General features: G+C 66.6%; 28 protein-coding genes and 1 pseudogene. 19 read left to right on the top strand and 10 right to left on the bottom strand.

Translation table 11 applies throughout. The features are described from left to right. Position 1: 1 nt before the first annotated feature. The 9 genes from Q1B08_RS17220 to Q1B08_RS17180 all read left to right on the top strand — a co-directional run bounded on the left by Q1B08_RS17220 (position 2) and on the right by Q1B08_RS17180 (position 7,396). Positions 2–496 carry a plastocyanin/azurin family copper-binding protein gene (locus Q1B08_RS17220; protein WP_299821617.1) on the top strand — a complete coding sequence of 165 codons (495 nt, stop codon included), beginning with the start codon at positions 2–4 and terminating at the stop codon, positions 494–496. A gap of 35 nt (positions 497–531) precedes the next feature. Continuing rightward, on the top strand, positions 532–1,005 hold the full coding sequence (locus tag Q1B08_RS17215) for a cupredoxin family protein (RefSeq protein ID WP_299821615.1): 474 nt from the start codon (positions 532–534) through the stop codon (positions 1,003–1,005). A gap of 41 nt (positions 1,006–1,046) precedes the next feature. Continuing rightward, positions 1,047–1,343: a copper-binding protein gene (locus tag Q1B08_RS17210; protein ID WP_299821613.1), complete on the top strand. Its 297-nt coding sequence runs from the start codon at positions 1,047–1,049 to the stop codon at positions 1,341–1,343. 104 nt (positions 1,344–1,447) lie between these two features. Continuing rightward, positions 1,448–1,717, top strand: a complete 270-nt coding sequence (locus Q1B08_RS17205; RefSeq protein WP_299821611.1) for a hypothetical protein — start codon at positions 1,448–1,450, stop codon at positions 1,715–1,717. A gap of 247 nt (positions 1,718–1,964) precedes the next feature. After that, positions 1,965–2,660, top strand: coding sequence for a hypothetical protein (locus Q1B08_RS17200; RefSeq protein ID WP_299821609.1), 696 nt, complete (start codon positions 1,965–1,967; stop codon positions 2,658–2,660). Positions 2,661–2,718: 58 nt separating this feature from the next. After that, entirely contained in the window at positions 2,719–3,504 is a 786-nt protein-coding gene (locus tag Q1B08_RS17195) for a hypothetical protein (RefSeq protein ID WP_299821607.1), read from the top strand. 199 nt (positions 3,505–3,703) lie between these two features. Then, positions 3,704–5,296 carry a multicopper oxidase domain-containing protein gene (locus tag Q1B08_RS17190; protein WP_299821605.1) on the top strand — a complete coding sequence of 531 codons (1,593 nt, stop codon included), beginning with the start codon at positions 3,704–3,706 and terminating at the stop codon, positions 5,294–5,296. Continuing rightward, the gene (locus Q1B08_RS17185) at positions 5,293–6,114 is read left to right on the top strand and encodes a copper resistance protein B (protein WP_299821603.1); all 822 of its coding nucleotides are present in this window, start codon (positions 5,293–5,295) and stop codon (positions 6,112–6,114) included. Before Q1B08_RS17190 ends, Q1B08_RS17185 begins: the two co-directional genes overlap by 4 nt. Positions 6,115–7,273: 1,159 nt before the next feature. Next, the gene (locus Q1B08_RS17180) at positions 7,274–7,396 is read left to right on the top strand and encodes a hypothetical protein (protein ID WP_299821601.1); all 123 of its coding nucleotides are present in this window, start codon (positions 7,274–7,276) and stop codon (positions 7,394–7,396) included. Positions 7,397–7,774: 378 nt separating this feature from the next. Here Q1B08_RS17180 and Q1B08_RS17175 read toward each other — a convergent pair whose 3' ends face one another. The 7 genes and pseudogenes from Q1B08_RS17175 to Q1B08_RS17150 all read right to left on the bottom strand — a co-directional run bounded on the left by Q1B08_RS17175 (position 7,775) and on the right by Q1B08_RS17150 (position 13,134). Further along, positions 7,775–9,088 carry an IS256 family transposase gene (locus tag Q1B08_RS17175; protein WP_299821599.1) on the bottom strand — a complete coding sequence of 438 codons (1,314 nt, stop codon included), beginning with the start codon at positions 9,086–9,088 and terminating at the stop codon, positions 7,775–7,777. A 448-nt stretch (positions 9,089–9,536) separates the two neighbouring features. Further along, on the bottom strand, positions 9,537–10,328 hold the full coding sequence (locus Q1B08_RS17170) for a heparan-alpha-glucosaminide N-acetyltransferase (protein ID WP_299821597.1): 792 nt from the start codon (positions 10,326–10,328) through the stop codon (positions 9,537–9,539). Further along, positions 10,309–10,506: pseudogene (locus Q1B08_RS22080) on the bottom strand (STAS/SEC14 domain-containing protein); the annotation flags it as partial. The pseudogene Q1B08_RS22080 and the gene Q1B08_RS17170, both read right to left, overlap by 20 nt. Positions 10,507–10,685: 179 nt before the next feature. After that, the gene (locus Q1B08_RS17165; protein WP_299821595.1) at positions 10,686–11,600 is read right to left on the bottom strand and encodes a cation diffusion facilitator family transporter; all 915 of its coding nucleotides are present in this window, start codon (positions 11,598–11,600) and stop codon (positions 10,686–10,688) included. A 70-nt stretch (positions 11,601–11,670) separates the two neighbouring features. After that, the gene (locus Q1B08_RS17160) at positions 11,671–11,997 is read right to left on the bottom strand and encodes a YnfA family protein (protein WP_299821653.1); all 327 of its coding nucleotides are present in this window, start codon (positions 11,995–11,997) and stop codon (positions 11,671–11,673) included. A gap of 32 nt (positions 11,998–12,029) precedes the next feature. Further along, on the bottom strand, positions 12,030–12,644 hold the full coding sequence (locus Q1B08_RS17155; RefSeq protein ID WP_299821593.1) for a cation transporter: 615 nt from the start codon (positions 12,642–12,644) through the stop codon (positions 12,030–12,032). Positions 12,645–12,705: 61 nt separating this feature from the next. Continuing rightward, a complete protein-coding gene (locus Q1B08_RS17150) occupies positions 12,706–13,134 on the bottom strand; it encodes a helix-turn-helix domain-containing protein (protein ID WP_299653747.1) in 429 nt (142 codons plus the stop codon). A 174-nt stretch (positions 13,135–13,308) separates the two neighbouring features. Here Q1B08_RS17150 and Q1B08_RS17145 point away from each other — a divergent pair, with 174 nt between their 5' ends. Genes Q1B08_RS17145 through Q1B08_RS17115 form a run of 7 tightly spaced genes read left to right on the top strand, consistent with a single transcriptional unit; the run spans position 13,309 to position 17,753 of the window. Further along, positions 13,309–13,905 carry an SCO family protein gene (locus tag Q1B08_RS17145; RefSeq protein ID WP_299821591.1) on the top strand — a complete coding sequence of 199 codons (597 nt, stop codon included), beginning with the start codon at positions 13,309–13,311 and terminating at the stop codon, positions 13,903–13,905. Continuing rightward, positions 13,905–14,327, top strand: coding sequence for a disulfide bond formation protein B (locus Q1B08_RS17140; protein ID WP_299821652.1), 423 nt, complete (start codon positions 13,905–13,907; stop codon positions 14,325–14,327). Before Q1B08_RS17145 ends, Q1B08_RS17140 begins: the two co-directional genes overlap by 1 nt. Beyond that, positions 14,324–14,983 carry a thioredoxin domain-containing protein gene (locus tag Q1B08_RS17135; protein WP_299821589.1) on the top strand — a complete coding sequence of 220 codons (660 nt, stop codon included), beginning with the start codon at positions 14,324–14,326 and terminating at the stop codon, positions 14,981–14,983. The genes Q1B08_RS17140 and Q1B08_RS17135 overlap by 4 nt, the downstream gene beginning before the upstream one ends. Positions 14,984–15,002: 19 nt before the next feature. Further along, the gene (locus tag Q1B08_RS17130) at positions 15,003–15,467 is read left to right on the top strand and encodes a copper chaperone PCu(A)C (RefSeq protein WP_299821587.1); all 465 of its coding nucleotides are present in this window, start codon (positions 15,003–15,005) and stop codon (positions 15,465–15,467) included. Beyond that, a complete protein-coding gene (locus tag Q1B08_RS17125; protein ID WP_299821585.1) occupies positions 15,467–16,096 on the top strand; it encodes an SCO family protein in 630 nt (209 codons plus the stop codon). Before Q1B08_RS17130 ends, Q1B08_RS17125 begins: the two co-directional genes overlap by 1 nt. Further along, on the top strand, positions 16,093–17,388 hold the full coding sequence (locus Q1B08_RS17120; RefSeq protein WP_299821583.1) for a M23 family metallopeptidase: 1,296 nt from the start codon (positions 16,093–16,095) through the stop codon (positions 17,386–17,388). Before Q1B08_RS17125 ends, Q1B08_RS17120 begins: the two co-directional genes overlap by 4 nt. Next, on the top strand, positions 17,388–17,753 hold the full coding sequence (locus Q1B08_RS17115) for a hypothetical protein (RefSeq protein WP_366140042.1): 366 nt from the start codon (positions 17,388–17,390) through the stop codon (positions 17,751–17,753). The genes Q1B08_RS17120 and Q1B08_RS17115 overlap by 1 nt, the downstream gene beginning before the upstream one ends. A gap of 139 nt (positions 17,754–17,892) precedes the next feature. On the opposite strand, the gene Q1B08_RS17110 is transcribed toward Q1B08_RS17115, so the two are convergent. Next, entirely contained in the window at positions 17,893–18,564 is a 672-nt protein-coding gene (locus tag Q1B08_RS17110) for a L,D-transpeptidase (protein ID WP_299821581.1), read from the bottom strand. Positions 18,565–18,776: 212 nt separating this feature from the next. Between Q1B08_RS17110 and Q1B08_RS17105 the strand changes: the two genes are divergently transcribed. The 3 genes from Q1B08_RS17105 to lnt are packed head-to-tail and all read left to right on the top strand — an operon-like array spanning position 18,777 to position 21,570. Continuing rightward, positions 18,777–19,559 (top strand): ZIP family metal transporter, encoded by a 783-nt coding sequence (locus Q1B08_RS17105; protein WP_299821579.1) that lies wholly within the window; start codon positions 18,777–18,779, stop codon positions 19,557–19,559. An 11-nt stretch (positions 19,560–19,570) separates the two neighbouring features. Continuing rightward, positions 19,571–20,044: a signal peptidase II gene (lspA, locus tag Q1B08_RS17100; protein WP_299821577.1), complete on the top strand. Its 474-nt coding sequence runs from the start codon at positions 19,571–19,573 to the stop codon at positions 20,042–20,044. 35 nt (positions 20,045–20,079) lie between these two features. After that, positions 20,080–21,570: an apolipoprotein N-acyltransferase gene (gene lnt / locus Q1B08_RS17095; protein WP_299821575.1), complete on the top strand. Its 1,491-nt coding sequence runs from the start codon at positions 20,080–20,082 to the stop codon at positions 21,568–21,570. Between the two features lie 18 nt (positions 21,571–21,588). On the opposite strand, the gene Q1B08_RS17090 is transcribed toward lnt, so the two are convergent. Beyond that, a complete protein-coding gene (locus tag Q1B08_RS17090) occupies positions 21,589–22,098 on the bottom strand; it encodes a L,D-transpeptidase family protein (protein ID WP_299821573.1) in 510 nt (169 codons plus the stop codon). A gap of 72 nt (positions 22,099–22,170) precedes the next feature. Then, the coding region (locus Q1B08_RS17085) for a heavy metal translocating P-type ATPase (protein WP_299821571.1) at positions 22,171–23,384 on the bottom strand (1,214 nt) is incomplete at its 5' end.

Genomic DNA, 23,384 nt, shown 5'->3' with positions numbered 1-23,384 from the left:
GATGCGAAAGAGTCTCGTGATAGCCACTCTCATCGGGGCGTTCGCCGCTCCGTCCTGGGCCGACAGTTTTCACGGCGCTCCCCATGATCGTGCCGTCCTGCACGAGGGCGAGATGGCCATCGGCCATCCCGGCGATCCGGCCCTGATCGGGCGGACGATCCGCGTCTCCATGCGCGATGCGCCGGACGGCGCGATGACGTTCGATCCGGCGGCGCTCGAGATCGCGGCCGGGGAAACGGTCCGCATCGTGCTCGCGAACGATGGGGCCATGCCGCACGAGTTCGTCATGGCGACGGAAGCCGAGATCGACGGCCACCGCGAGGAGATGCGCGGCGTGGCCGACATGCCCCACGATGCGGATTTCGCGGCCCGCGTCGGGCCGGACGATCAGGCATCCCTCGTCTGGACGTTCGCGAACGCAGGATCGTTCGTCTTCGCCTGCCTCATTCCCGGCCATTACGAGGCCGGGATGCATGGCCGACTGATTGTCGGCTGATACCTCGATTACCGAACCCAACCCAAGGAAGCACGATGAAGAACCTGATCCTGACCACCGCCCTGATGGCGCTCGCAGCCCCCGTCTTCGCGGCCGGCAAACACGATGGCGGCCATGGCGACGAGATGGCCGTCGGCATGCCCGGCGACGCCGCCCAGGTGGACCGCACCGTCGAACTTTCGATGGTCGAGACCGACGACGGCGAGATGCTGTTCGAGCCCCGAGACCTGACCTTCGAGAAGGGCGAGACCGTGCGCTTTGTCGTCACCAATACCGGCGATCTCGAGCATGAACTTGTCCTCGATACGTCCGAGGAGATCACCGAGCACAAGGCGCTGATGGAGGAATTCCCCGAGATGGAGCACGACGATCCGAACGCCGTCCGGCTCGAGCCGGGCGAGACCGGCGAGATCGTCTGGACCTTCGCCAACGACGGCGCCTTCGAGTACGCCTGCCTGATCCCCGGCCATTACGAAAGCGGCATGCATGGGCCACTGGTCGTCAACTGAGCGCCCGTGACCGCACCCTGCCCCCCAAAAAGGAACATTCCATGAAAACGTTCATTGTTTCGGCCGCCATGGCCGCCACCCTCACTCTCACCGCCGTCCCGACCGCCCTCCTCGCGCAGGACGAGGCCTACACCAAGGGCAGCGTCAAGGCGATCGACGCCGATGCCGGCAAGGTCACACTGATCCACGAGGAGCTCGAGAACCTCGGCATGCCCGCCATGACCATGGTGTTCCGCGCCGACCCCGAACTCATCGCCGAGATGGAGGAAGGCGAGGAGATCGAGTTCGTCGCCGACCGCGTCGAGGGCAAGCTCACGGTCGTCGAACTCAAAGAATAGCATCGGTGCCCTCCGGGGCATCGGCAACCATGCGGAACCTTCTACTCGGGAGGTTTTGCTTAATATCACCGTACCAAGATCAATGCCCTCGAAAGGAGCATTCTATGAACCGTACGATTGCAACCATCGCAACCATCTCCGCTCTGTCCTTCGGTGGAGCCGCTTTCGCCGCAGCCCCCATGGCCGGCATGGGCGAAGGCTACGATATGCTTCAGACCGCCCTGATGAGCGATTTCGAGCGTTTGGGCATCCCGACCGACAAACTCGACCACCTCACGTTGGGCCAGATCGCTGCCATCAAAGGGATCGTCGACTCCGAGGACAACGACACGCAAACGCAAGGCCAGATCGAAGCGATCATCAACAACAATTAATCATTTCTACGGTGCCCTTTGAGGCATCGTAGAGGGGGTCCGGAGTCTCTTCACGGGCCTTGATCCCCGGGCCGGAGTTGACGTCCCCCGCGTCTCCGGTCCGGGTTCCTCCCCGTTCTGAAAGGTCACTCCGGTGATGACACATTCTCCGACGCGTCGCGCGTTCGGCATGGCGCTGCTGTGCCTGGTTGGCATTGCGGCCCCTCTCGCTCCGGCCCAGGCCGCGACCCACGGCGCCGGGCAGCCAATGGGGCGCATAACCCAGCTCACCGACACGATGGGCGGGATGGACGTCGATCTGCCCGAAGCGATGGCCGACCGGTTGCCTGCACGTCTCGAAGCCGACGGGACGCAGCGCAAGGATTCCTTGCGCTTCGAGCCTTACCAGATGCTCGACGAGCTGTTCCGCCCGGACATCGTCTTCCTGATGCGGCACGGACCGACGGACTGGTCGATGCGCGATGCCAAGGACGTGGCTCCGACGGATTGCGCCAACCAACGCTTGCTGACGTCGGACGGCGCGGACCGGATGCACGATCTGGGCCTTCTGCTCGCGGCGAACGACATCCGGCCCGCCCGCATCGTCACCTCGGAATGGTGCCGCAACCAGGCGACGCGGGACGCGGTCGTCGAAGGCATGTCGGTGATCGCGCCGGACTACGCAGAGGGCGTCGATCTCGTGACCGATCCGGCCCTCAATCTCCTCCTGTCGCTCCAGGGCGCCCCCGATGTCGAGGATCTGCGGACGTTGATCTCGACCTGGGATGGCGGTGACGGGAGCGGCCCGCTGCTGGTCATCTCGCACTTCACCAACATCGAGGAGCTGACGAACTTCTCTGTCTACGAAGGCGAGATGCTGATGATCGACCCGAAGCGCGACAACCGCGTCCTGGGCTACGTCCGGCTGAGATCGGCCGGCCCGGACGTGGGGCATTTCGAGTGAGCGGCGGGTGACAATCGTCACAGCCTTACAGCCAGACGCTTTCAGGGTGGATTGGTAGATGCGGTCGAATTGCCATCCGGCGGCTCGCATAGGGATTCAGGTCGAGGCCGACGAAGTTGGCGATCTCGGGGCAAGCGGCCAGGCAGTCGCCGAGCAGCCGGCCGACGCCGCATCCGATCTCGACCAGGCGGGAGAAGGGCTGGTCCGCGTCGATCGCGGTCGCCCGGAAATCGGTCAGCAGGGACCGGTGCCGCGCCCGGAACATCGCGTGGACGTCGCCGCTATGATGGACGTGGTACGCGTCTCCGGCGGGCGCCATCCAGAGATCGCCGAGCGCGGCTTGCAAGGCGTCGTCTCCACGCCGGACCCGGACGACTCTGCCGGAGGCGATCAGCCGCTTGAGCCTGATGTGACGATGCCGGTCCGGATCGATCTCGAGAGTTTGGACGATGCGGGGAAACAGCCCCTCCAGTCCCTTGCTGGAAAGCGCCTTCGCGGCGCCAATTCAATCCATCTGCAGCGTCCACCGATCCCAAAGGAAATCTGCAAGGCCGACGGCCCGATACCGGGCCGCGCACCTGGCCACACGATCCGAAGGCGGGGAGGCTGTCAACGGAACAAGTGCGTGCATGTCGGTCCGATCCAGTCACGTTCCGGAATTTTTCCACGGTTGAAATCTGGAAATCATGGCGCGGCGACCGGTCCGGCTTATCCGCTCGGCGCGTTCGATTTCTCGAGGTTTCTTGCCGTCGCGGAAGGGCATGGGTCCCGTACGACACAGCTGCTCTGCAGCTCGAGAGAGATCGCGAATTTCTGTTTCATTACAGCGCTGGAGGGTCGGTAGGCGACGATTATTAACCATTGGGCACATCGAACCATGTGCCGTCCGACAGACGAACCCCAGACCTTGAAAGCTCCGCACGATGATTACCCGACGGAATCTGATCAAATCCCTTTCGGCCACCGGGGCCCTGGGACTGACCGCGGGCTGCGCGCCCGCGCCGATGTTTCGACCGGTCATGTCGAGTGCCGGCGCTGCGGTCATGGACAGCCCCGGCCCGCGATCGCGCTACGACCTGACGATCGGCAAGAAGTCCATGACCATCGGCGGCATTACTCGCGACCGCCTGACTTACAACGGGTCGATCCCGGGGCCGCTGATCCACTTGCGCGAAGGCGACGACGTCACGCTCAACGTGACGAATACCCTGTCCGAGTCGACCTCGACGCATTGGCACGGCTTTCTCGTGCCCTTCGAGATGGATGGCGTGCCCGGCGTAAACTATCCGGGCATCCCGCCGGGGGAGACCTTCACCTACCGGTTCCGGGTCAAGCAGCATGGCACCTACTGGTATCACAGCCACAGCGGGTTCCAGGAGCAGGAGGGGGTGTACGGTGCGATCGTCATCGATCCGGCGGATGGCCGCGAGCCCTACGGCTATGACCGCGACGTGGTGATGATCCTGGCCGACCTTCCCAAGATCAGCGCGGACTTCATCTACAGCCGCCTCAAGAAGATGGGGTCGGAGTATTACAACTACCAGAAGCTGACGCTGGGCGACCTTGCGGCCGATCTACGCACCCGGGGTGCGCTCGAGACGATGCGCGACCGGCTGGCCTGGGCGGAGATGGGCATGACGCCCACCGACCTGCTCAACGTCACCGACAAGGGCTACATCTTCACTGCCAACGGCGTGGATGCGGCGGCGAACTGGACGGCGCTGTTCCGGCCGGGGGAGCGGGTGCGGGTCCGGGTGATCAACGCCTCGGCGATGACGCATTACGACGTGCGCGTGCCCGGCCTTCCGATGACGATGATCCAGTCCGACGGCCAGTACATCGAGCCCGTCGAGACCGACGAGTTCCGCATCGGCGTCGCCAAGACCTACGACTTCATCATCCAGCCCCGCGAAGACCGCGCCTATACCGTCTATGCCGAAACGCTCGACCGCAGCGGTTTCGCGCGGATCAGCCTTGCGCCGCGCGCCGGGATGGAAGGCCCCCTGCCCGCGCAACGCAAGCGTCCGCTCCGCAGCCTCGAACAGACGGGGATGGGGATGATGGACGACTCGCTCACGCCTTCGGGCGGAATGATGCGCGATCCGGCTCCCAACATGCCGATGGGCAACGATGTCAACGTTGCCATGCGCACGATGCAACCGCAGGAGCGGATGTCCGACCCGGGCGTGGGGCTCGGCGAGGATGGCTGGCGGGTGCTGACCGAGAACCAGCTACGCTCGAGATACCGGCTGCCTTCGCCCCCTGTGGAGCGGGAGGTGTTCATCAACATGACGACGAACATGACCCGCTACATCTTCTCCTTCGATGGCAAGAAGTACTCGCAGGCCGACAAAATCCCTTTTTATCTGGGCGAGCGGCTGCGGCTGACGATGTTCAACCAGTCGATGATGGCTCATCCGATTCATCTGCACGGGATGTGGATGGAGCTGGAGAACGGCCAGGCCAAGCGACCGCGCCAGCACACCGTCTTTGTCAAGCCCGGCCAGAAGCTCTCGGTCCTGATCACGCCCGTGGAGCTGGGGGACTGGGCCTTCCACTGCCACATGCTCTACCACTTCCACTCCGGCATGTTCCGGGTGGTGAACGTCTCGCTCAAGGGGGCCGTCAGCCAATGAAACCGCTCATCTTCTCTGCCATTGCCGGCGCCGCGCTTGCCGTCATCTCCGGACCCCTCGCAGCCCAGAACCCACCCGATGTCGTCGTTCCCGATCGGCTCTCCCAGGTCCGCGATCCTCTCGGACCGATTACGGCGGCGGAACTGGCCACGGGCCGGTTCGACGTTCCGGGCGAGCCGATCCACGACAATCAGATCGTTAGGTTTGCCATCTTCGACCGGCTGGAATGGCAATCCGGCGAGGGCGAGCCCGGTTTCCTTTACGACGGGTTCGGCTTCGTCGGCGGGGACTACAACCGTCTCTGGTTCGAGTTGGAAGGAGAAGGCTCGTTCGACGAGGGGCTCGACGCCGCCGAGGTGCAGGTCCTCTACAACCGCGCCATCACGCCGTACTGGAACCTCCAGGTCGGCCTGCGCCACGATTTCAAACCGGATCCGGAGCTGTCCTACGCCGTCTTGGGCTTCGAGGGGCTCAACACCTACTGGACCGGCATCGAGGCCAACCTCTACGTCAGCGAGGACGGCGACGTCTCGGGCGATTTCGAGATCGAGTACGATGAGTTCCTGACCCAGCGTCTGGTCCTGCAACCGCGCTTCGAGATTGCCGCACAAGCGCAGGATGTCGCAAAGCTCGATCTCGGCTCCGGTATCACGAACTACGAAGTCGGCCTGCGTCTGCGCTACGAGATCCGGCGCGAGTTTGCGCCCTATGTCGGCGTCTCCTGGAGCGAGACCGTCGGCGATACCGCCGACCTGCTGCCGGCCGGCGAGGATACGGGCACCTTCTCGGTCGTGGCAGGCCTGCGCGTTTGGTTCTGAGCGTCAGGATGCAATTAGGCACCACGCCCTGACGTGCCGGGGAACGCCGGTATCTGCGTTCCCCGAACGAGGCTGGCGTCGCCCGTCTGGGCCGTGGCGGCACTGTCATTCACGCTCGGCGCTCTGATCCCTACCGACGGAAATCCCGGCGTGGACATTCGAATGAGGGCCCGTCCGGAGTCGCGCGGATGCCGCGCGATCCAGGGACGGCCTTTCGAGACAGGCGGGAGCCATTCCAGAGACGGCGCCGCTAGACCGAAAACCTATGTTTTCAAAGATCGACCGGCGATGCGCGCAGATCATGCGACATGGCCCAGAAGCCGTCGCGGGTTTCGGATCTGCCTGCAGCCGATGCCTATTGACTCAAGGAACGATCCCGATCCGGGGGGCTTGCCCGACATCACCTGAAGGACATAGCATCCCGGATGCAGTGATCATCAGAAAGCCGACGAATGCTTCGATGGCCGCGAGAAAGCGAAGATGATCTGTCAGAACGAGTTCTTCCCCCCAACGTCGTGAAGTTGACGAGCGAGAAATAGAAGTAGTCCACCTAGGACATGTCTTGCGCTTTGCCGAACGTGCCGATTTCCAAGGTGGCGTCCCCCCACCAGAAGGCCAAGGAGAATACTGCCGCTTTGGCGACATGTGCGAGGGTGATCGACCCGACTGCCAGCGTCAGGCCACAATAGCAGGGACAGCTCCATCTGAGAAGCGCGATGCTGATCTGTCGGAACACGCAGAAATGCACAGTGACCGTGACGACAATCAGCCCGATGCTGAGAAAGATAGTTGCTGGCATCCGGTCGATGGCCTTCTATGCTTGGTCCTGATGCGAAATCCGCTCGGACAGGGTAACGTAACCCTCGTAGACCATCTATTGGCGCTCGCAATCGTGAGTCGAGGTCTGCGCTTTTGCGCGACGTCAGGGAAGATTTCAGTCTCCTTCTTGCCGCGAACGGCATCCGCCCCGCCCGCATCGTAACAAGCGAGGGGTGCCACCATGCGGGACATGCTCGTGAGCGGGATGGCGGTGATCTTCCGGACCATGCCGTCGGCATCGACCTCGTCACGCACCCCGCGGTTGACCTGCTCCTGTCGCTGCAGGGCGTCCCGGACGGCGAGGAGCTCCGCGACCTGATCTCGACATGGGATGGCGTCGATGGCTCGGGACCCGCTCCTCGTGATCTCGCACTTCACCAATATCGAGGAGTTAACCAACTTCTCGGTCTACGAGGGTGAGATCCGAAGCGCGACAACCGGGATCTGGGCTACGTCCGCCTGAGATGACAGGCCGGATGTGGGCAACCGGTCGCTAGATGGAGACCTCTCCCGCGGACGAGATCGACGTCGAAATAGACGTGCAACTCCTCGAGTGGATCGTCGCGATCCTGAAGGGGTTTGCTGTGTCACGACCGGACCGGCTTCGCGTGACCCCATCGGGGCGCCCGTGGAACAGCCCCGAAGACCCCGATCATTGCGGCGCTGTCGAACCGCGTGACGCCGCTGCGCGCGGTGGGCGGTGTCCGGCGAGCGCCGAAGAACGCGGCAAAATCCTTAGCCGGATGTGGGCCTGTCTCGGGCCTTGTCGCCCATGGTAGTGTCCCAGGAGATGGTGTAAGAACTGGCGTCCACCTGCTTCTTCGTAGCTGGTGTCGCTCGTTCACTGGGCGGCGATCATCGTTGCCGCGTGGGCATCGTCGCATACGCCCGTCAGCTTTTCCACTGGCATGTAGCGGCGGGAGACGGCCCACTCGTCGTTTTGCTCCAGCATGAGCGCCCCGACGAGGCGGACGACGGCCTCACGGTTGGGGAAGATCCCCACGACATTGGTCCGCCGCTTGATCTCCTTGTTTACGCGCTCCAGCGGGTTGGTGCTGTGCAGCTTCGAGCGCAGGCTCTCATCGAAGGCCATGTAGGCGAGGACGTCGTGCTCGTTCCGGCTACGATCGATCCCCCGGATCGATCGCTTCACGCCTTCACCGTCCATGAGTTTGGCCACGTCGCGGAACCGGTCACGGAGGTTGTCGGCCACCTCGCGCCAGCGGGCATGGGCCTGGTCGCGGTCGGTCTCGGCGAAAACGGTCTTCACCACGGCGCTGACCACCGGCTTGTTGGCCTTGCCCACGCGGGCCAAGAGATTGCGCTGAAAATGCACACGACAGCGCTGGTATCCAGACCCCAGGATCTTGCGTGCGGCCGCCTTGAGGCCCTCATGGGCATCGCTGATCACCATCTGCACGCCACGCAGGCCGCGCCGGGTCAGGGAGCGCAAGAAGTCAGACCAGAAGGCTTCGGCTTCGGAAGGCATGACGGCGATGCCAAGTATCTCGCGTCGGCCGTCCGCGTTGACCGCCACGGCCACTATCACCGCCATCGAGACGATGCGTCCGCCCTCACGCAGCTTCACGTAGGTGGCGTCGAGCCACAGGAACGGCCAGTCACCCTCCAGTGGTCGGTTCAGAAACACCTGCACCCGCTCGTCGATCTCCTCGCAGAGCCACGACACCTGGCTCTTGGACGTGCCCGTCAGACCCATGGCGCGCACCAGATCGTCAACGGCGCGGGTGGAGACACCGTGGATGTACGCCTCCTGTATCACCGCCATCAGCGCCTTCTCGGCCGTTCTGCGCGGCTCCAGAAAGGTCGGGAAATAGCTGCCCTTGCGCAACTTCGGAATGTTCAGCCCGATCGTGCCCGCCCGCGTATCCCATCGGCGCGGCCGGTAGCCCCCTCTCGGCAGATTGCTGCGCAATCGCCTGCCGGGGCAGTGGTTGCGCTGGTTCTCCCGCTCCGGGCTGCGCTCGCCATGTCCGGCACCGCACACAGCGGCCACCTCGATGTCCATCAGCCGCTGCGCGGCATCCTGGATCAGCTCGCGCAGAAAGTCCGTGTCGTCGCTCTTGGCGATCACGCCCGGAAGGTCGATCATGGTCTCGGTCATCGTGCTTTCCTTCGTTGTCGTCGGCTCGAACAACCTCAGACTACGAAGAAGCGCGGTGGCCGCCAGACTGGCCGCGCGATGCGATACGCCAAATGGCTCTGCGCGCGGCCTCCTACACCACCCCGTGGGGCACTACCTCGCCCATTCCGCGAATATTCATGTCCTCGATCATCCGCTGGCGCAGCTTTGTGGTCTTCTCTTCCATGGAAACCTCCGATCTGAAGATTGAGAAGGTTCCGATCGTCAGCCCGAAGAGTTCGTTTGGAGAAGCGAAGCGCTCGGATCTGCTTCAAACGCCCGGAGCAGGCGCCCTGCCGCGAGAGGAGCTTGGTCCTCGAACTATCGTTAACCAATGCTGCGACGGGCGTGAATGGCGGCTTTGGTGAAACGAGACGGAGCCAATGCCGGGGTGCATCCTGACGAACACCGCAACCCGCTCCAGACCTCCCGTACCTGAGCAGGCGCCGAGGATGAGAACCCGTCACCGAACCAACCCGACGAGCGGGATCAGCACGCCGAGCAGTACGGGTTGATGGATGAGGTAGATCGGAAGGCTGTGCCGACCGATCCATGCCAGCGATCGATCGACGCGCCCGTCGAGCGGCCGCGCGCAATATGCCCAGCCTCGAGCAAGAGCCAGCCGCGTTCCGGCCATGCCGAGCAGCGTCAGCCCGATCCACGGAAAGACGGGAACGAAGTCGTTGCTGCGTGGAGGCATGGCCGCGAAGCCGGTCCAGGCGAGCCATCGCGGATCGAACGCCGCCGATGTCCAGAAGAAGCCGAGGACGTAAGCCGCGACGCCGAGCGCCGCGATGGCGGAAGTGGGCAGGCGCAGTGCGAGGGCGCCGATGACGCTCGCCACCGCGATGGCGTGCAGGATGCCGTAGTAGACGAAGGTCTGTGGGAAGGCGACGCGAGTCACGAGCGTGATCGCGAGCGCCGCTGCGACCAGCACGGCGAGGCGCCGCATGAACGCACGTCGCCGGAACCCGTCCGCCGACGCGAGGACGAGGCTCACCCCGACCAGAGCCATGAAGGTGCCCGCGAGCACGCGGCCGAACAGCAGCCACAGCGAATGGGATGCGATCCAAGCCGGGATGACACCGAGATAGGCGAGATCCCACACGAGGTGGAACAGCACCACGCCCGCGATGGCAATTCCACGCACGACGTCGACGATGGCGAGGCGCGGAATTACCGTCGCGCGGAAGGCCGGCTCCCATGCCGACGATGCACGAGCAACGGAGGAACGTTCATTGGGTCGCCGGTTCATGTCGTGCCGATGTAGCCGGATCGGACGCGTCGCACCTCAGCTCCGCGCACGTGAGCGGATCGCCCGCCTTCGTGGCCCATTCGATCCACGGCTCGTCGGCGACGAACGCGACGCGTGCGAAGTCGTCTGCGTGCCGCGCGTCGATCTGCATGTCTGCCCAGAACGCCGACGGGCTCTCATAGCCATCGAACGCGCCATGAGGACGACGAGCGCAGGCCGGTCATGCCGGGCGACTTGCCGGTCGATCCAGGCATGCATCTCATCGAAGTCGCGCTCGGACAGTCGGCCGGCGCATTCCAGCGCGAGGACCCCTGGAGCCTCGATGGCGAGTTCCTTCCACATAATCCTTCTCTCCTTTCAGCCGTGCCCGTAGAGGTTGGCATCCGCGTGCTTTCGGTCGGCGGGCTCGAACTCCAGCGTCGAGTGCTCGACGTCGAACTCGTCCTTCAGCCGCGACTTGATCGCCGCCTTGATGTCCTCGATCTCGCCCCAGCGGTCGCGCGGCACGACGACGTGGGTGTCGAGCGCGACGGCATGTTCTTCCATCTGCCAGAAATGCGCGTGATGGACCTCCTCGACGCCGTCGATTCCGGACACGGCGGCGATCACCGCATCGGTATCGACGTCGGGCGGGCTGCCCAGCATCAGCGTGCGGATCGGCCCGCCGATTTCGGTCAGGGCAAGGTAGAGGATGTAGGCGGCGATCCCGATCGTGATGGCCGGGTCCACCCAATACAGGTCATAGAGAAGGATCAGCGTGCCGCCGACGATCACGGCGACCGAGGCCAGCGCGTCCGACAGGTTGTGCAGGAACAGCGCGCGGATGTTCACGGAGCCCTTCTGCATCGAGTAGGTCAGGAGCGCCGTGAGCGTGTCTACCGCAAGGGCCACGCCGCCGAGGATCACGACCGTCCAGCCGGCAACCTCGGAGGGCTCGATCCAGCGCATCACGCCCTCGTAGAGAAGGTAGACCCCGATCAGGATCAGCGAGGTATAGTTGATGAGGGCGGCGACGATCTCGACCCGGCCGTAGCCGAAGGTCATCTTCGCATCGGCCGGGCGCCGCGCGATCTTGCGTGCGCCGAAGGCGATCACCAGCGAGGCCATGTCCGAGAAGTTGTGGATCGCATCGGCGATCAGCGCGAGGCTGCCCGACAGGATGCCCCCCACGATCTGCGCGACCGTGAGCAGGCCGTTGGCCCAGATCGCGATGGCGACGCGGCGGTCGCCGGAAGCGGGGTCGATATGGCCGTGGCCATGGTCATGGGGCACCGAATAGCTCCTCGAATCATTCGAGAAGGGATGTAACAGCTACAGCGGCTAGAGCTTCAAGCCCGGTTCGTCATGTAGCGCGCGGCGCGGTCAGGATGATCGCCGCACCGACCAGGCAGATCGCCGTACCGATCAAGTCCCACCTGTCCGGTCGCTGTCCCTCGGCCAGCCACATCCAGAGCACCGACGCCGCGATGTAAACACCGCCATAGGCGGCGAAGGCGCGCCCCGCCGTGACGGTCTCGACCTGAGCGAGCAGCCAGCCGAAGATCGCGAGCGAAAGGATGCCGGGCGCCAGCCAGAGCGGCGCGGCCCCGAGGCGCCACCACGCCCAGATCGCGAAGCAGCCCACAATTTCAGCCAGCGCGGCCACCGGGTATGCGATCGCTGCGGGCATGTCAGGCATGGGTTCCGTCGCGGTTTCCTGTCCTATGCATCCGGGTCGTCATGAACCGCCTTGTGGTGCTCGCCATGCGTGTCCCGCAGGATTCCGACGCCGCCCCAGGCCGCGATCGCCGCGACCGCGACGCCGACGACGAGGTCGGGCCAGTTGCTGCCCAGCCAGGCCACCAGTCCGCCCGCGATGAGGATGCCGAGATTGGCCACGAAGTCGTTGAGGCTGAACGTGTTGGCCGCGCGGACGTTCACGTCGGGGTCTTGGATGCGGCGCAGCAGGATGACGCAGGCGAAGTTCACCGCGGCCGCGATCATCGCCGTCACGATCATCACGGGACCGAGGGGATCCGATCCTTCCAGATACCGGCGTCCCGCGTCGAACAGGATCCCGATGGCGAAGAGGATGAGGAGGCCGCCCGAGACATTCGCGGCGCCACGCTTCCACCGGCCGGACCGGGACATGGCAAAGAGGCTCAGGGCGTAGACGAAGGCGTCGGACGTGTTGTCGAGCCCGTTGGCGATCAGGGCCGAGGAGTCGCCGAACGCCCCGGTGCCGAAGAAACCGACCGCGATGGCGACGTTCAAGACGAGGACGATCCAGAGGATGCGACGCTGGCGCGCGTCCTGCGGCTTGATGGTCTCGCTCATGTCGGATCTACAGGCTCGGATGGAAACAGACCCAAGACCAAGAGGGTTCCCGCTTCGAGCCTCACGCCCCGATCTCCTCGTGCTCCGTCAGGCACTCCGAGTGGTCCCGCAGGACTTCGAGGACTCGGCACTCGGCCACGCTGTCGCCGTCGCATTCGGCGACCATGCGCTTGAGCTCCTTGCGCAACGCCTGGAGCCGCGCGATGCGCAGCTCGACCTGCCGCAGCTGCCGCCGCGCGATCGAGTCGGCCTCGGCGCAGGGCCTGGAGGGGCTGTCGGACAGGTCCAGCAGCTCACGGATGGCATCGAGCGGAAAGCCGAGCTGGCGGGAATGGCGGATGAAGGCGAGCCGATCGAGATCGGCCTCATGATAGCGGCGCTGCCCTCCGGACGACCGCCCCGGCTCGCGCATCAGGCCGATCTGCTCGTAGTACCGGATCGTCTGGACCTTGGTTCCGGTCCTGGCGGAAAGGGTTCCGATCGTATGCATCGCCGTTGCCTCATCTCTATCGACTGTAGGGTCTAGGTGATCGGGCATCCCGCGGCGAGGGCGGTTTCACGGTCCCGTGACCGGATCCCGTATCGGGTTAATTCGCCTTGAACCTCTACCTGCTGTAGGCCCTATCTCCCGCGTCATGATGATTTCGACGCAGTGCTCCGTTCCATGACGGTCCGAACGGCGGGACGGATATCGATCGGCATCGCCGCGTTCGCACTCGTCTGGCTGTTGCTCTGGGCGGACTATCGCGCGGCTCAAGTTGAAAAGGGCGGCCCGGGATTCCAGGCGGCCTTCGAACTGACGGACCATCAGGGCATGATCCGCACGCAAGAGGATTTCGCGGGTCGCTGGATGCTGGTCTTCTTCGGCTTCACGAACTGCCCGGACGTCTGCCCGACGACCCTGGCCGAGGTCGCGGCGGTGATGGAGGGCCTGGGCGACGACGCTGCGCGGGTGCAGCCGCTCTTCATCTCGGTCGATCCGGAACGGGACACGCCCTCGATGCTGGCGGAGTTCGTGCCGCGCTTCGACGCGAGGCTCGTGGGGCTCACCGGAACGCCGGAGCAGATCGACCGCACGGCACACAGCTTCCACATCTACTACGAGAAGGTCGAGCAGACCGCAGCGCCGGGCGGCTACGCGATAGGTCATTCCTCGCAGCTGTTCCTGTTCGGCCCCGACGGGGTCTACGTCCAATCCTGGTCGTATGGCACGCCCGTCGAGGAGATCCTCGCGGGCCTGAAACGGCAGATGTCCTCGTGATACGGCGATTGTCCGGCGAGACGGCCCTCGCGGCCGCATGGATCGTGGCGTTCGCCGCTTCGCTGGCCGTACTGTTCGTCGGCGAGGTGCTGGGCCAGATGCCCTGCCTGCTGTGCTGGTACCAACGCGTCTTCATGTTCCCGTTGGCCATCGTGCTGGGGCTCGGGCTCTGGTGGCAGGATGCCCGCGTCGGACGCTACGGCGTGGTGCTCGGACTCGGCGGTGCCGCAATCGCGCTCTGGCACGTGGGCCTCTACGCCGGTCTGATCCCGGAGCCGATCCAGCCCTGCACCGCGACCGGCCCGTCCTGCACCGACGAGAACCAGCTGATCCTCGGCATGCCGATCCCGCTTCTGTCGCTCATGGCCTTCGCGCTCGTCGTCGGACTGTCAGCTCTATCCTTGAAGGAATCACGTTCATGAATCGCAGGTTGCTCGTCCTGTCCGTCCTCGTGCTGTGCCTCGCGGGCTTCGCCCTCGCCGCCTGGTTCGCCACTCGCGCGGGACCGGTGGCGGAAACGGCGGCGGTTCCGTCCGCGCAGGCCGAGGCGCTGCTTCGCCCACATGCACCGATCCTCGGACCCGAGGATGCGCCCGTCACCATCGTCGAGTTCTTCGACCCGGCCTGCGAGGCCTGCCGCGCCTTCTATCCGGTGGTGAAGGACATCATGGCCGAGCATGGCGATGCGGTGCGCGTGGCGATCCGATACACGCCGTTCCACGGCGAAGCCTCCGAGGAGGCGATCCGCGTGCTGGAGGCGGCGCGGATGCAGGGCGTCTACGAGCCGGTGCTGGAGGCCGTTCTTCGCGAGCAGCCCCGCTGGGCTTCGCGCGGCGCACCGGAATCCGGGCTGATCCTCGATGTCGCGGCCGAAGCCGGGCTGGACGCCGAGGCGGCGCGGACGCAGATGCTTGCACCCGACGTGGTGGCGATCCTCAACCAGGACCGCGCCGACGTGGAAGCCGTCGGCATCCGCGGAACCCCGACTTTCTTCGTCAACAATCGGCCGGTCGAGCCGTTCGGCGAGGCCGAGCTGCGGTCGCTGGTCGCGGAGGAGGTCGCGGCGGCCGGAAGCTGAGGGCTCCGAGGAAATAAGAATGAAACATGTTGCCCGATCCACGCTTGCGGCCCTGCTGCTGACGCCCGTGCTTGCAACGGGCGCCCTGGCGGGATCCGAGGATGTCGTCGTCGAGAACGCCTGGTCGCGTGCGTCCATCGGCACGTCCCGGCCCTGCGCGGCTTTCATGGAGGTCCGCAACGCGGGCGACGAGGCCGTCACGCTGACCGGACTGCGGAGCGACCTCGCGATGATGTCCGAGATCCACCGGGTCACGACCGACGCCCGGGGCGTCAGCACGATGGCTCCGGCGGGCGCGATCGTCATCGCACCGGAAGAGACGGTCGCGGTCGCACCCGGAGTGATGCACGTCATGCTGATGCATCTTCGGCGCCCGATGCAGGAAGGCGAAAGCTTCCCGCTGACGCTGACCTTCTCGGACGGCGGCAAGGTGACGGTGGCGGCGCCGGTCCTGGGCATCGCTGCGCGCGGGCCGGAGGGCTGATGCGACGTAGGGCGATTCTCGGTTACGGCGCCGGTGGCGTTGCCGCACTCGGGCTGACGCTGCTGGCGGGCTGGTGGCAGGTCGACGGTTCCGGCGCACTCGCGCGCGAAGACGACGGACGGCCCCTGCCGCTCACGGCGATGGAGTTCGACCTTGTCGATCACGAGGGGCGGCCCGTCAGCCCCGATATGCTGGTTGGGCAGCCGAGCCTGGTGTTCTTCGGCTTCACGTTCTGCCCCGACGTCTGTCCGACGACGCTGGCCGACATCTCCGGCTGGCTGGACGAGCTGGGAACGGCCACGCATGAGCTGAACGTGGTCTTCATCACGGTCGACCCGGAGCGGGACGATGTGGAAGCGATGGCGGAGTATGTCGGCTATTTCCATCCGGCGATCCGCGGCTGGACCGGCCTGGAGGAGCAGATCGTGCGCGCGGCCGAAGGCTTCCGGGCGACCTACGAGCGGGCTACGACCGACAGCGGCGACTACACGATGAACCACACGTCGAGCGTCTTCCTGTTCGACGCGGCGGGGCGCTTCGTCAGCACCGTCGACTATCACGAACCGAGGGAGTTCGCGGTTCCGAAGATACGCCGCGCAATGGAACAGGAAACGGAAGGGGCGACATGAGAGTGAGATTCTGGACGGCGGGACTGGCCTTGGCGGGCGGCGTTTCATCGATGGCGGTCGGCTTGTCGGCTGACGTCACGAAGGGTCCCCTGCTGCCGGACCTGGCCTCGGCCGGATCACGGATGCCGGCACCTCCGGCCCCGACGCAGGCAAAGGCGCAGGCGCCGGCCGAGGCGTCCGGTCCGGACGTCGAGCCGGGGCCCGCTATCTGGTTGCGAGAGATCGCCCCCGGGGAGACGCTCGACGCGGTGCTCGCGGAAGCCGGACTCGCCGCGACGGACCGGGCGGAGATCGCCCTTGCCATCGGCGCGGAATATGACCTGCGGCGGCTGCGCCCCGGTCATACGATTGGCGTCGTCTCGATGCAGGACGAGCTTCCAGGTCGCGTCACCCTGGACGTCGACGGTGGCGTGAGGATCGAGGCGATCCTCGGCGACCGGGTGCTGACCCGCGTCACCACCCCCGATCCTGAAATCATCTCCCTCGCCGGCGAGGCACGCATCGAGAGCTCGCTCTTCGCGGCGCTGGAGGAGTCCGGGATGCCCGCCCGTTTTGCGGTCGATCTGGCGCAGATGCTGGGTGGCAGCGTGGACTTTCGGCGGGATTTCACGGGCGGCGAGACGCTGCGCTTCATGTGGCGCGAAGCCCGTGTCGGGGACGATCCGGTCGGCCAGCCCGAGCTCCTCTTCGTGGCGCTCGACCTCGGCGACGCGCTCTACGAGATCGCCTGGCCCGAGGACGGGACAGGCCGCGCCACGATCTACCTCGACGGCGAGGTGCAGCGTGTCTTCGCGCAACCGGTGGATGGCGCGCGACTGAGCTCGGTCTTCGGTCGGCGCGTTCATCCGGTCTTCGGCAACGTGCGAATGCATACGGGGGTCGACTTCGCCGCCGCGCAGGGAACGCCGGTGCAGGCGACCGCCCCGGGACGGATCGCCTTTATTGGCCGTCGCGGCGGCTACGGGCGCGTCGTCGAAATCGCGCACGGAGCGGACACCATGACCCGCTACGCGCATCTGAGCGCCGTGTCCGACGGTTTGGCCGAAGAACAGCGCGTCGCGGCCGGCGATACGATCGGCCGGGTCGGCGCGACGGGAACGGCCACCGGGCCGAACCTGCACTACGAGGTGCTTGTGGACGGCCGGCCCACCGACCCGCTGTCCGATGAGCGGCTGACGGAGGTCGCAGCGCGCAAAGCACAGGACGGCCTGGCGCTGGAGCAGCTGGCCAAGGCGCGCGTGCGTCTCGAGGGCGCGCTCGCCGACAGCATGGCAACCGAAGGAAGGCTATGATGATGGAAGCGATCGCCACGGAGGCCCTGCGGATGGGCGCTCAGACGACGAAGGGGCGGCCTGTGCCGCGTGTGGGAGCTACGGGCCGGGCGGCCTTGCTCTTCGTGGCCGTGATGACGCTCGGGGCCTGTGCCGTCCCGCTGGGCGAGACCGCGGGATTGGAGCCGGCCCCGTCGCGGGAGGTGCTGACGCGGCTGAACGCCTTGGCGGCATCCTATCAGGATTTGAGCTTCGTCCGCCTGCGTCCCGAGGACGGGTGCTACTGGTACCGCCATGTCGGACCGGTGGAAACCACCATGCTGCCGCTGCGCACGGTCGAGGGGCGGACGATCTGCAATCGACGTGCGACGCCGGCGCCGGTCTGACGGCATGCGGCCGACCTTGGCCTGCGAGACCCGGCCTCCCCGGCCGGGTGGTCGCCCGCGTCCCCAGGCGTCCGACCGTGGCATGTCGGAGGCGGATCTGTCGGCTGGGCAGGACACCCTGCGTCGGCTCGGTGAGCAATCAGCTATGCGCCGTCGAGGGGCCGTCGCCCTCAGCCGGGTAAAGGAAGGCCGTCACCCCGGTCTCGACCCGCTCGTAGAGGTCGTTGATGTGCGGCATGACCATGCGGACGCAGCCGGAACTCTGACGAGTGCCCATCGAGGTCGGATGAGGTGTACCGTGAATTCGAAGATAGGTGTCGCGGCCGCCCTCGAAGAGGTAGAGCGCGCGCGACCCGAGCGCGTTCTCGGGGCCCGGCTCCATCCCGTCCTCGAACTGCGCGTAAGCCTCGGGTTCCCGGCGGATCATGTCCTGCGTGGGCGTCCAGTGCGGCCATTCCACCTTGCGGCGGATCGTGTAGGTGCCGGGCTCGTAGAGACCGCCCCGACCGATGGCCACGCCATAGCGCATGGCCGTTCCGCCGGGCTCGATGTGATAGAGGTAACGCGCCGTCGCATCGACGTGGATGTCGCCTGGTACGAGGCCAAGCCGCGCCTCGACCCGTTGCGGCAACAGGCGCGGGTGCAGGCCCCAGGGGTTCGTCGTTGCCGGATTGTAGGCCGATGGCGTGACCTGCGCGTCCCAGGCCGCCTTCTGCGCTGCCGTCGGCCAACTATTCGCGAGTCCGGGGCCAGCGGCCGATACGGAGAACAGGGCGGAAGTCGTCACGATGAAATGGCGTCTGGTCAGCATTCTGGAACGTCTCTCCTCGATTTACTCGATGTGATGACGCTTCATAGAACGCCGGACCCGGAAACAGAACCGGGGGCCTGGAACACCGGTTACGGCCGCGCGATCGCAACGTCGCTTCAGTGGCCGGCCAATGCTTGCCTCGCAGAGGGAAGAAACGTCCAAGACGGACCCATCCACCCCCCTTTCCAGAAGATGGCACCGCGAGGACGATCATGACCGAACTGTCTCCCATCTTGCTCGGCGTCCTCGGCAGCCTCGCCGCTGGATCGCTGACCGCGATCGGGGCGGTCCCGGTTCTGTTCGGTCGGCTCCCGTCGCGGGCCACGCGGGACATGGCGCTCGGCTTCGCGGCCGGTGTGATGCTGGCCGCCTCCTTCTTCTCACTCATCATTCCCGCGCTCGATGCCGCCGAGCCGATGTTCGAGAACGGCGCGATGCCCGCCGCCATCGTCTGCGTCTCGATCCTGCTCGGCATGGGCGCGGTCGCGCTGTTGAACGAACGCCTGCCGCACGAGCATTTCGCGAGCGGGCGCGAGGGGCCCGAGGCCGCCTCGCTCAGGCGCGTCTGGCTCTTCATCATCGCGATCACCATCCACAATTTCCCCGAAGGCCTCGCCGTGGGTGTGGGCTTCGGGGCGGACGGCCTGTCCGGCGGCCTGCCGCTCGCGATCGGCATCGGTCTGCAGAACGCGCCCGAAGGCCTCGCGGTGGCTGTCTCGCTGCTCGGCGAGGGCTACGCCAGACGCCGAGCCTGGGGCATCGCTGCCCTGACCGGCCTCGTGGAACCCGTGGGCGGCCTCCTGGGCGCCGGCATCATCACGCTGTCGCAACCGCTCCTACCTTGGGGCCTCGCCTTTGCGGCGGGCGCGATGCTCTATGTCATCAGCCACGAAATCATTCCCGAGACCCATCGAAGCGGCCATCAGAACCGGGCAACGCTGGGTCTCGCCGTGGGGTTGGTCCTCATGCTGTTCCTCGACGTTTGGCTGGGATGAGCGGACTGGCGATGCGGCATCGGAACCTGACCTTGGGCAGCACCGCGCTGCTTGCGGCGCTCTCGGTCGATCAGGCCAGCAAGGCACTGGTCGTCGCGGAGGCTGCAAGCATGGCGGGCGGCGTGCCGGTCGCGCCTGGCTTCAACCTCGTCTTCGGGCGCAACTCCGGGGTGACATTCGGGCTATTCGGCGACGTGCCCTGGTGGGCGCTCACCTTGGTTGCCGCCGCGATCTGCGCCTGGCTGCTGCGGGTCATGATCGCCGCCGGAACACGCAGCGAGGCCGTCGCCGCCGGGCTGATCGTCGGCGGCGCGCTCGGCAACGTCGTCGACCGCCTCCGCTTCGGGGCGGTCACAGACTTCCTCGATTTCTATGCTGGGACTTGGCACTGGCCCGCCTTCAACCTCGCCGACGTGGCGGTGGTCTGCGGGGCGGCCCTCATGATCCTGCGTCCGCTTTTCGCCGATCGCGTCCCCGCCTCGTGACCGTCGCCGCAGCCGCGCGATCCGCCCGCGGGGGCTTGGCCTTCCCGCTCGCCTGCGCGGCCGGTGCGGCGGCGGTGCTCGCCCTGCCGCCCCTCTCGGTGCTGCCGGCGGCGCCGCTGGCCTACTCGGCGCTGTTCCTTCTGGTCGCGGGTGCGCGTCCACGGCGCGGGCTCGCCCTCGGCTATGCCTTCGGGCTTGGATACTTCGCCTTCGGGCTCTCCTGGATCGCCGAGAGCTTCGCGGTCGACGCCGAGCGCTTTGGCTGGATGGCCGTCCCGGCCGTGTCGGGCCTGAGCGCACTCCTCGCCCTTTTCCCCGCCCTCGCCTGTACCGCCTTCACGCGGCTAAAGGCCGGCGGCGCCATGGGCGCGGTGGCCTTCGCGACCTGCTGGACGGCGGCGGAGTGGCTGCGCGGCCACGTGCTGACCGGGTTCCCCTGGAACCTGACGGGCTACGCCCTGGCGGAGTTCGACCTGCTCCGCCAGCCTGCCGCCTGGGTCGGCAGCTACGGCCTGGGCTTCGTGTTGGTGCTCGTCTCCGCGCTAGCGGCGGTCGCGCTACGCGCGGACGGGCGGCGGCGGACGGGCGCGTTTGCCCTCGCCGGGCTGATCTGTATCGCATCGGCGGGTGCCGGTTGGCTGCGGCTGGCCGCGCCGCCGCCCGACGGCACGGACGTGCGCCTGCGGATCGCGCAAGGCAACGTCGCCCAGACCGAGAAGTGGCGACCGGGGCTGCGCGAGGCGATCTTCGCGCGCTACCTGCGCCTGTCGGCGGCGCCCGGTGCGGTTGACTTGCTGCTTTGGCCTGAGACGGCCTTTCCGGGCTATCTGGGCGAGGACGCGGCGGCCGTAGACCGCATTGCGGAGATGCTGGGGCCGAGACAGGTGCTTCTGGCGGGGGCGCCCGACCGCGTCGCGGACGGACAGGGGGTGCGCTACTTCAATGCCGTGCAGGCATACGGCGCCGGCGGCGGCCCGATCGCCGACTACGCCAAGCACCATCTGGTCCCGTTCGGCGAATACGTGCCGCGCTGGCTGCCCGTCGCTCGCCTCGTGGAGACGCCGGGCGACTTCGCGCCGGGTCCGGGACCGCGCACACTGGCGCTTCCGGGCCTGCCGCTTGTCGGCGTCGCGATCTGCTACGAGATCGTCTTTCCGGGCCACGTCGCTGACAAGGCCATCCGGCCCGACTGGATCTTCAACGCCACCAACGACGCCTGGTTCGGCACCTCGATCGGACCACGCCAGCATCTCGCCTCGGCCCGGATGCGCGCGGCCGAGGAGGGGCTGCCCGTCGTGCGGGCGGCGAATACGGGCATCTCGGCAGTGATCGACGCGGAAGGTCGTATCCTCGCCCGCCTCGGGATGGAGCGGACCGGCATCCTCGACGCCGAGCTGCCCGCCGCACGGCCCGCGACGCTCTACGCGCGGCTCGGCGACCTCGTGCTGCCGCCACTCGTTCTGGCGGCGCTGTTGTCAGCATGGCTTACGGATGGCGGGGCGGCCCGCCTGTGGCGGCGGATCTGACGGGCAAGAGCTGAGCCCTCAGGCGTGGATATCGATCGGCGTCCCGTCGCGGACCATGGCGTAGATCTCTTCGATCTGGCGGTCGGTGACGGCGATGCAGCCCGCCGTCCAGTCGCGCACGTTCATTGGGTCGAGGCCACTCCGGGGCCCTCCGTGGATGAAAATGTCGCTGCCCGGATGCCGCCCTGACGCCGCCGCGTAGGCGACGTCCGCCGCGTTCGGATAGGAGATGCCGATGGATAGGTGAAACTTGCTGTCGGGGTTGCGACGATCGATGACGTAGGACCCTTCCGGGGTGCGCCCGTCGCCCTCGAACTGCTTGTGGCCCACCGGCGCGAAGCCCAGGCCGATCGGATAGGTCCGTAGGGTACGTCGCGTACCCTCCAGGGCCAGCAGTCTATCCCCCTTGAAAAGCCGCAGCCGGGTCACGGCGGGGCCGTCATAGGACCGGAACTTGCTCACGCAGCCGGAAAGGAGGGCGCCCGCGCCCCCGAGGAGCGCCGCGCGCCGCGTCAATCGTGTCATCATGCCTGCCCGTCGCGCCCCGTGGTTCGGTGGCCATTGTTCTTCCGCCCTGAGTAGAGGGCGACGGGCCGCCGATCAATGCCCGTGCGCCAGCGCGCCCTGCGCCATGCGCGTGCCGACCCGCTCGCCGCCCTCGGGCGGCGGCGCGTCGCGCCCGGCGCGCAGCAGCCGCAGAGCATTGGCCACGACCAGTAGCGACACGCCCACGTCGGCGGCGATGGCGCCCCACATCGAGGCAAGCCCGAACGCCGTCAGGGCGACAAAGGCGGCCTTGGTGGCGAGCGCGAGCGCGATGTTCTGGCGGATGACGCCCATGGTGCGGCGGGAATGACTGATAAGCCACGGCACCTTGGCGATGTCGTCGGTCATCAGCGCGATGTCGGCTGTCTCGATGGCTGCGTCCGAGCCTACCGCGCCCATGGCGATGGCAAAATGGGCCCGCGCCATCGCCGGCGCGTCGTTCACCCCGTCGCCGATCATCGCCACCACGTCGTGCCGCGCAACCAGCTCCTCGATCGCCGCGACCTTGTCTTCGGGCAGCAGCTCGGCGCGCACCTCGTCGATCCCGACCTCGGCGGCGACGGCGCGGGCCGTGCGTTCGTTGTCGCCCGTCAGCATGACGATCGTGCCGACCCCCAACTCGTGCAGCCGGGCGACCACGGCGTGGGCATCGGGGCGGATACGGTCGCGCAGCGCAATCAGCCCCATCAGTCTGTCGCCCGCGCCGACGGTGACCAGCGTCGCGCCCGCGCCCTCGATCCGCTCCACCAGGTCGCGAGGGATCGCGCCGTCCAGACCCTTCTCGGCGGCAAAGCGATCGGAGCCGAGCCAGACCGGCCGGCCCTGCCACGTCCCCTCGACGCCCCGGCCGGGGACCGTGCGCGTGTCCTCGGCGGCGGTGCGCGCGATGCCGTCGCGCTCGCCGCGCGCCAGGATGGCGCGCGCAAGCGGGTGCGAGGAACGCGACTCCAGAGCCACGGCAGCCTCCAGCAGCTCCCGCTCGGAGGCGTCGCCCAAGGGATGCAGGCCCGCCACCTCCGGCTCGCCCAGGGTGATGGTGCCGGTCTTGTCCATGGCCAGCGCGGTCAGCCGCGCCGGCGCCTCCACATAGGCTCCGCCCTTGATCAGCACGCCGCTCCTCGCCGAGGAGGCCAGCGCCGCGACGATGGAGACAGGGGTGGAGATGACGAGCGCACAGGGGCAGGCGATCACTGATCCTGCCCCGTTCGAGTGGACACCCATGATAGGCTTTCGAGCCAACACGAGGAGTGTCCGATGGAGAGGAAGAA

Origin of the sequence: uncultured Jannaschia sp., assembly GCF_947494025.1 — a bacterium.
Classification (GTDB): domain Bacteria; phylum Pseudomonadota; class Alphaproteobacteria; order Rhodobacterales; family Rhodobacteraceae; genus Jannaschia.
Note: the sequence above shows the minus strand (reverse complement) of the source record. Positions and strands in the feature narration are given on the sequence as shown.

What these genes read in the sequence shown, in the direction of transcription:
- Q1B08_RS17220 (WP_299821617.1), top strand. Translation starts at nt 2, where the DNA reads ATGCGAAAGAGTCTCGTGATAGCCACTCTCATCGGGGCGTTCGCCGCT.
- Q1B08_RS17215 (WP_299821615.1), top strand. Translation starts at nt 532, where the DNA reads ATGAAGAACCTGATCCTGACCACCGCCCTGATGGCGCTCGCAGCCCCC.
- Q1B08_RS17210 (WP_299821613.1), top strand. Translation starts at nt 1,047, where the DNA reads ATGAAAACGTTCATTGTTTCGGCCGCCATGGCCGCCACCCTCACTCTC.
- Q1B08_RS17205 (WP_299821611.1), top strand. Translation starts at nt 1,448, where the DNA reads ATGAACCGTACGATTGCAACCATCGCAACCATCTCCGCTCTGTCCTTC.
- Q1B08_RS17200 (WP_299821609.1), top strand. Translation starts at nt 1,965, where the DNA reads ATGGGGCGCATAACCCAGCTCACCGACACGATGGGCGGGATGGACGTC.
- Q1B08_RS17195 (WP_299821607.1), top strand. Translation starts at nt 2,719, where the DNA reads ATGCGGTCGAATTGCCATCCGGCGGCTCGCATAGGGATTCAGGTCGAG.
- Q1B08_RS17190 (WP_299821605.1), top strand. Translation starts at nt 3,704, where the DNA reads ATGGACAGCCCCGGCCCGCGATCGCGCTACGACCTGACGATCGGCAAG.
- Q1B08_RS17185 (WP_299821603.1), top strand. Translation starts at nt 5,293, where the DNA reads ATGAAACCGCTCATCTTCTCTGCCATTGCCGGCGCCGCGCTTGCCGTC.
- Q1B08_RS17180 (WP_299821601.1), top strand. Translation starts at nt 7,274, where the DNA reads ATGGCTCGGGACCCGCTCCTCGTGATCTCGCACTTCACCAATATCGAG.
- Q1B08_RS17170 (WP_299821597.1), bottom strand. Translation starts at nt 10,328, where the DNA reads ATGAACCGGCGACCCAATGAACGTTCCTCCGTTGCTCGTGCATCGTCG.
- Q1B08_RS17160 (WP_299821653.1), bottom strand. Translation starts at nt 11,997, where the DNA reads ATGCCCGCAGCGATCGCATACCCGGTGGCCGCGCTGGCTGAAATTGTG.
- Q1B08_RS17155 (WP_299821593.1), bottom strand. Translation starts at nt 12,644, where the DNA reads ATGAGCGAGACCATCAAGCCGCAGGACGCGCGCCAGCGTCGCATCCTC.
- Q1B08_RS17150 (WP_299653747.1), bottom strand. Translation starts at nt 13,134, where the DNA reads ATGCATACGATCGGAACCCTTTCCGCCAGGACCGGAACCAAGGTCCAG.
- Q1B08_RS17145 (WP_299821591.1), top strand. Translation starts at nt 13,309, where the DNA reads ATGACGGTCCGAACGGCGGGACGGATATCGATCGGCATCGCCGCGTTC.
- Q1B08_RS17135 (WP_299821589.1), top strand. Translation starts at nt 14,324, where the DNA reads ATGAATCGCAGGTTGCTCGTCCTGTCCGTCCTCGTGCTGTGCCTCGCG.
- Q1B08_RS17130 (WP_299821587.1), top strand. Translation starts at nt 15,003, where the DNA reads ATGAAACATGTTGCCCGATCCACGCTTGCGGCCCTGCTGCTGACGCCC.
- Q1B08_RS17125 (WP_299821585.1), top strand. Translation starts at nt 15,467, where the DNA reads ATGCGACGTAGGGCGATTCTCGGTTACGGCGCCGGTGGCGTTGCCGCA.
- Q1B08_RS17120 (WP_299821583.1), top strand. Translation starts at nt 16,093, where the DNA reads ATGAGAGTGAGATTCTGGACGGCGGGACTGGCCTTGGCGGGCGGCGTT.
- Q1B08_RS17115 (WP_366140042.1), top strand. Translation starts at nt 17,388, where the DNA reads ATGATGGAAGCGATCGCCACGGAGGCCCTGCGGATGGGCGCTCAGACG.
- Q1B08_RS17110 (WP_299821581.1), bottom strand. Translation starts at nt 18,564, where the DNA reads ATGCTGACCAGACGCCATTTCATCGTGACGACTTCCGCCCTGTTCTCC.
- Q1B08_RS17105 (WP_299821579.1), top strand. Translation starts at nt 18,777, where the DNA reads ATGACCGAACTGTCTCCCATCTTGCTCGGCGTCCTCGGCAGCCTCGCC.
- lspA (WP_299821577.1), top strand. Translation starts at nt 19,571, where the DNA reads ATGCGGCATCGGAACCTGACCTTGGGCAGCACCGCGCTGCTTGCGGCG.
- Q1B08_RS17090 (WP_299821573.1), bottom strand. Translation starts at nt 22,098, where the DNA reads ATGATGACACGATTGACGCGGCGCGCGGCGCTCCTCGGGGGCGCGGGC.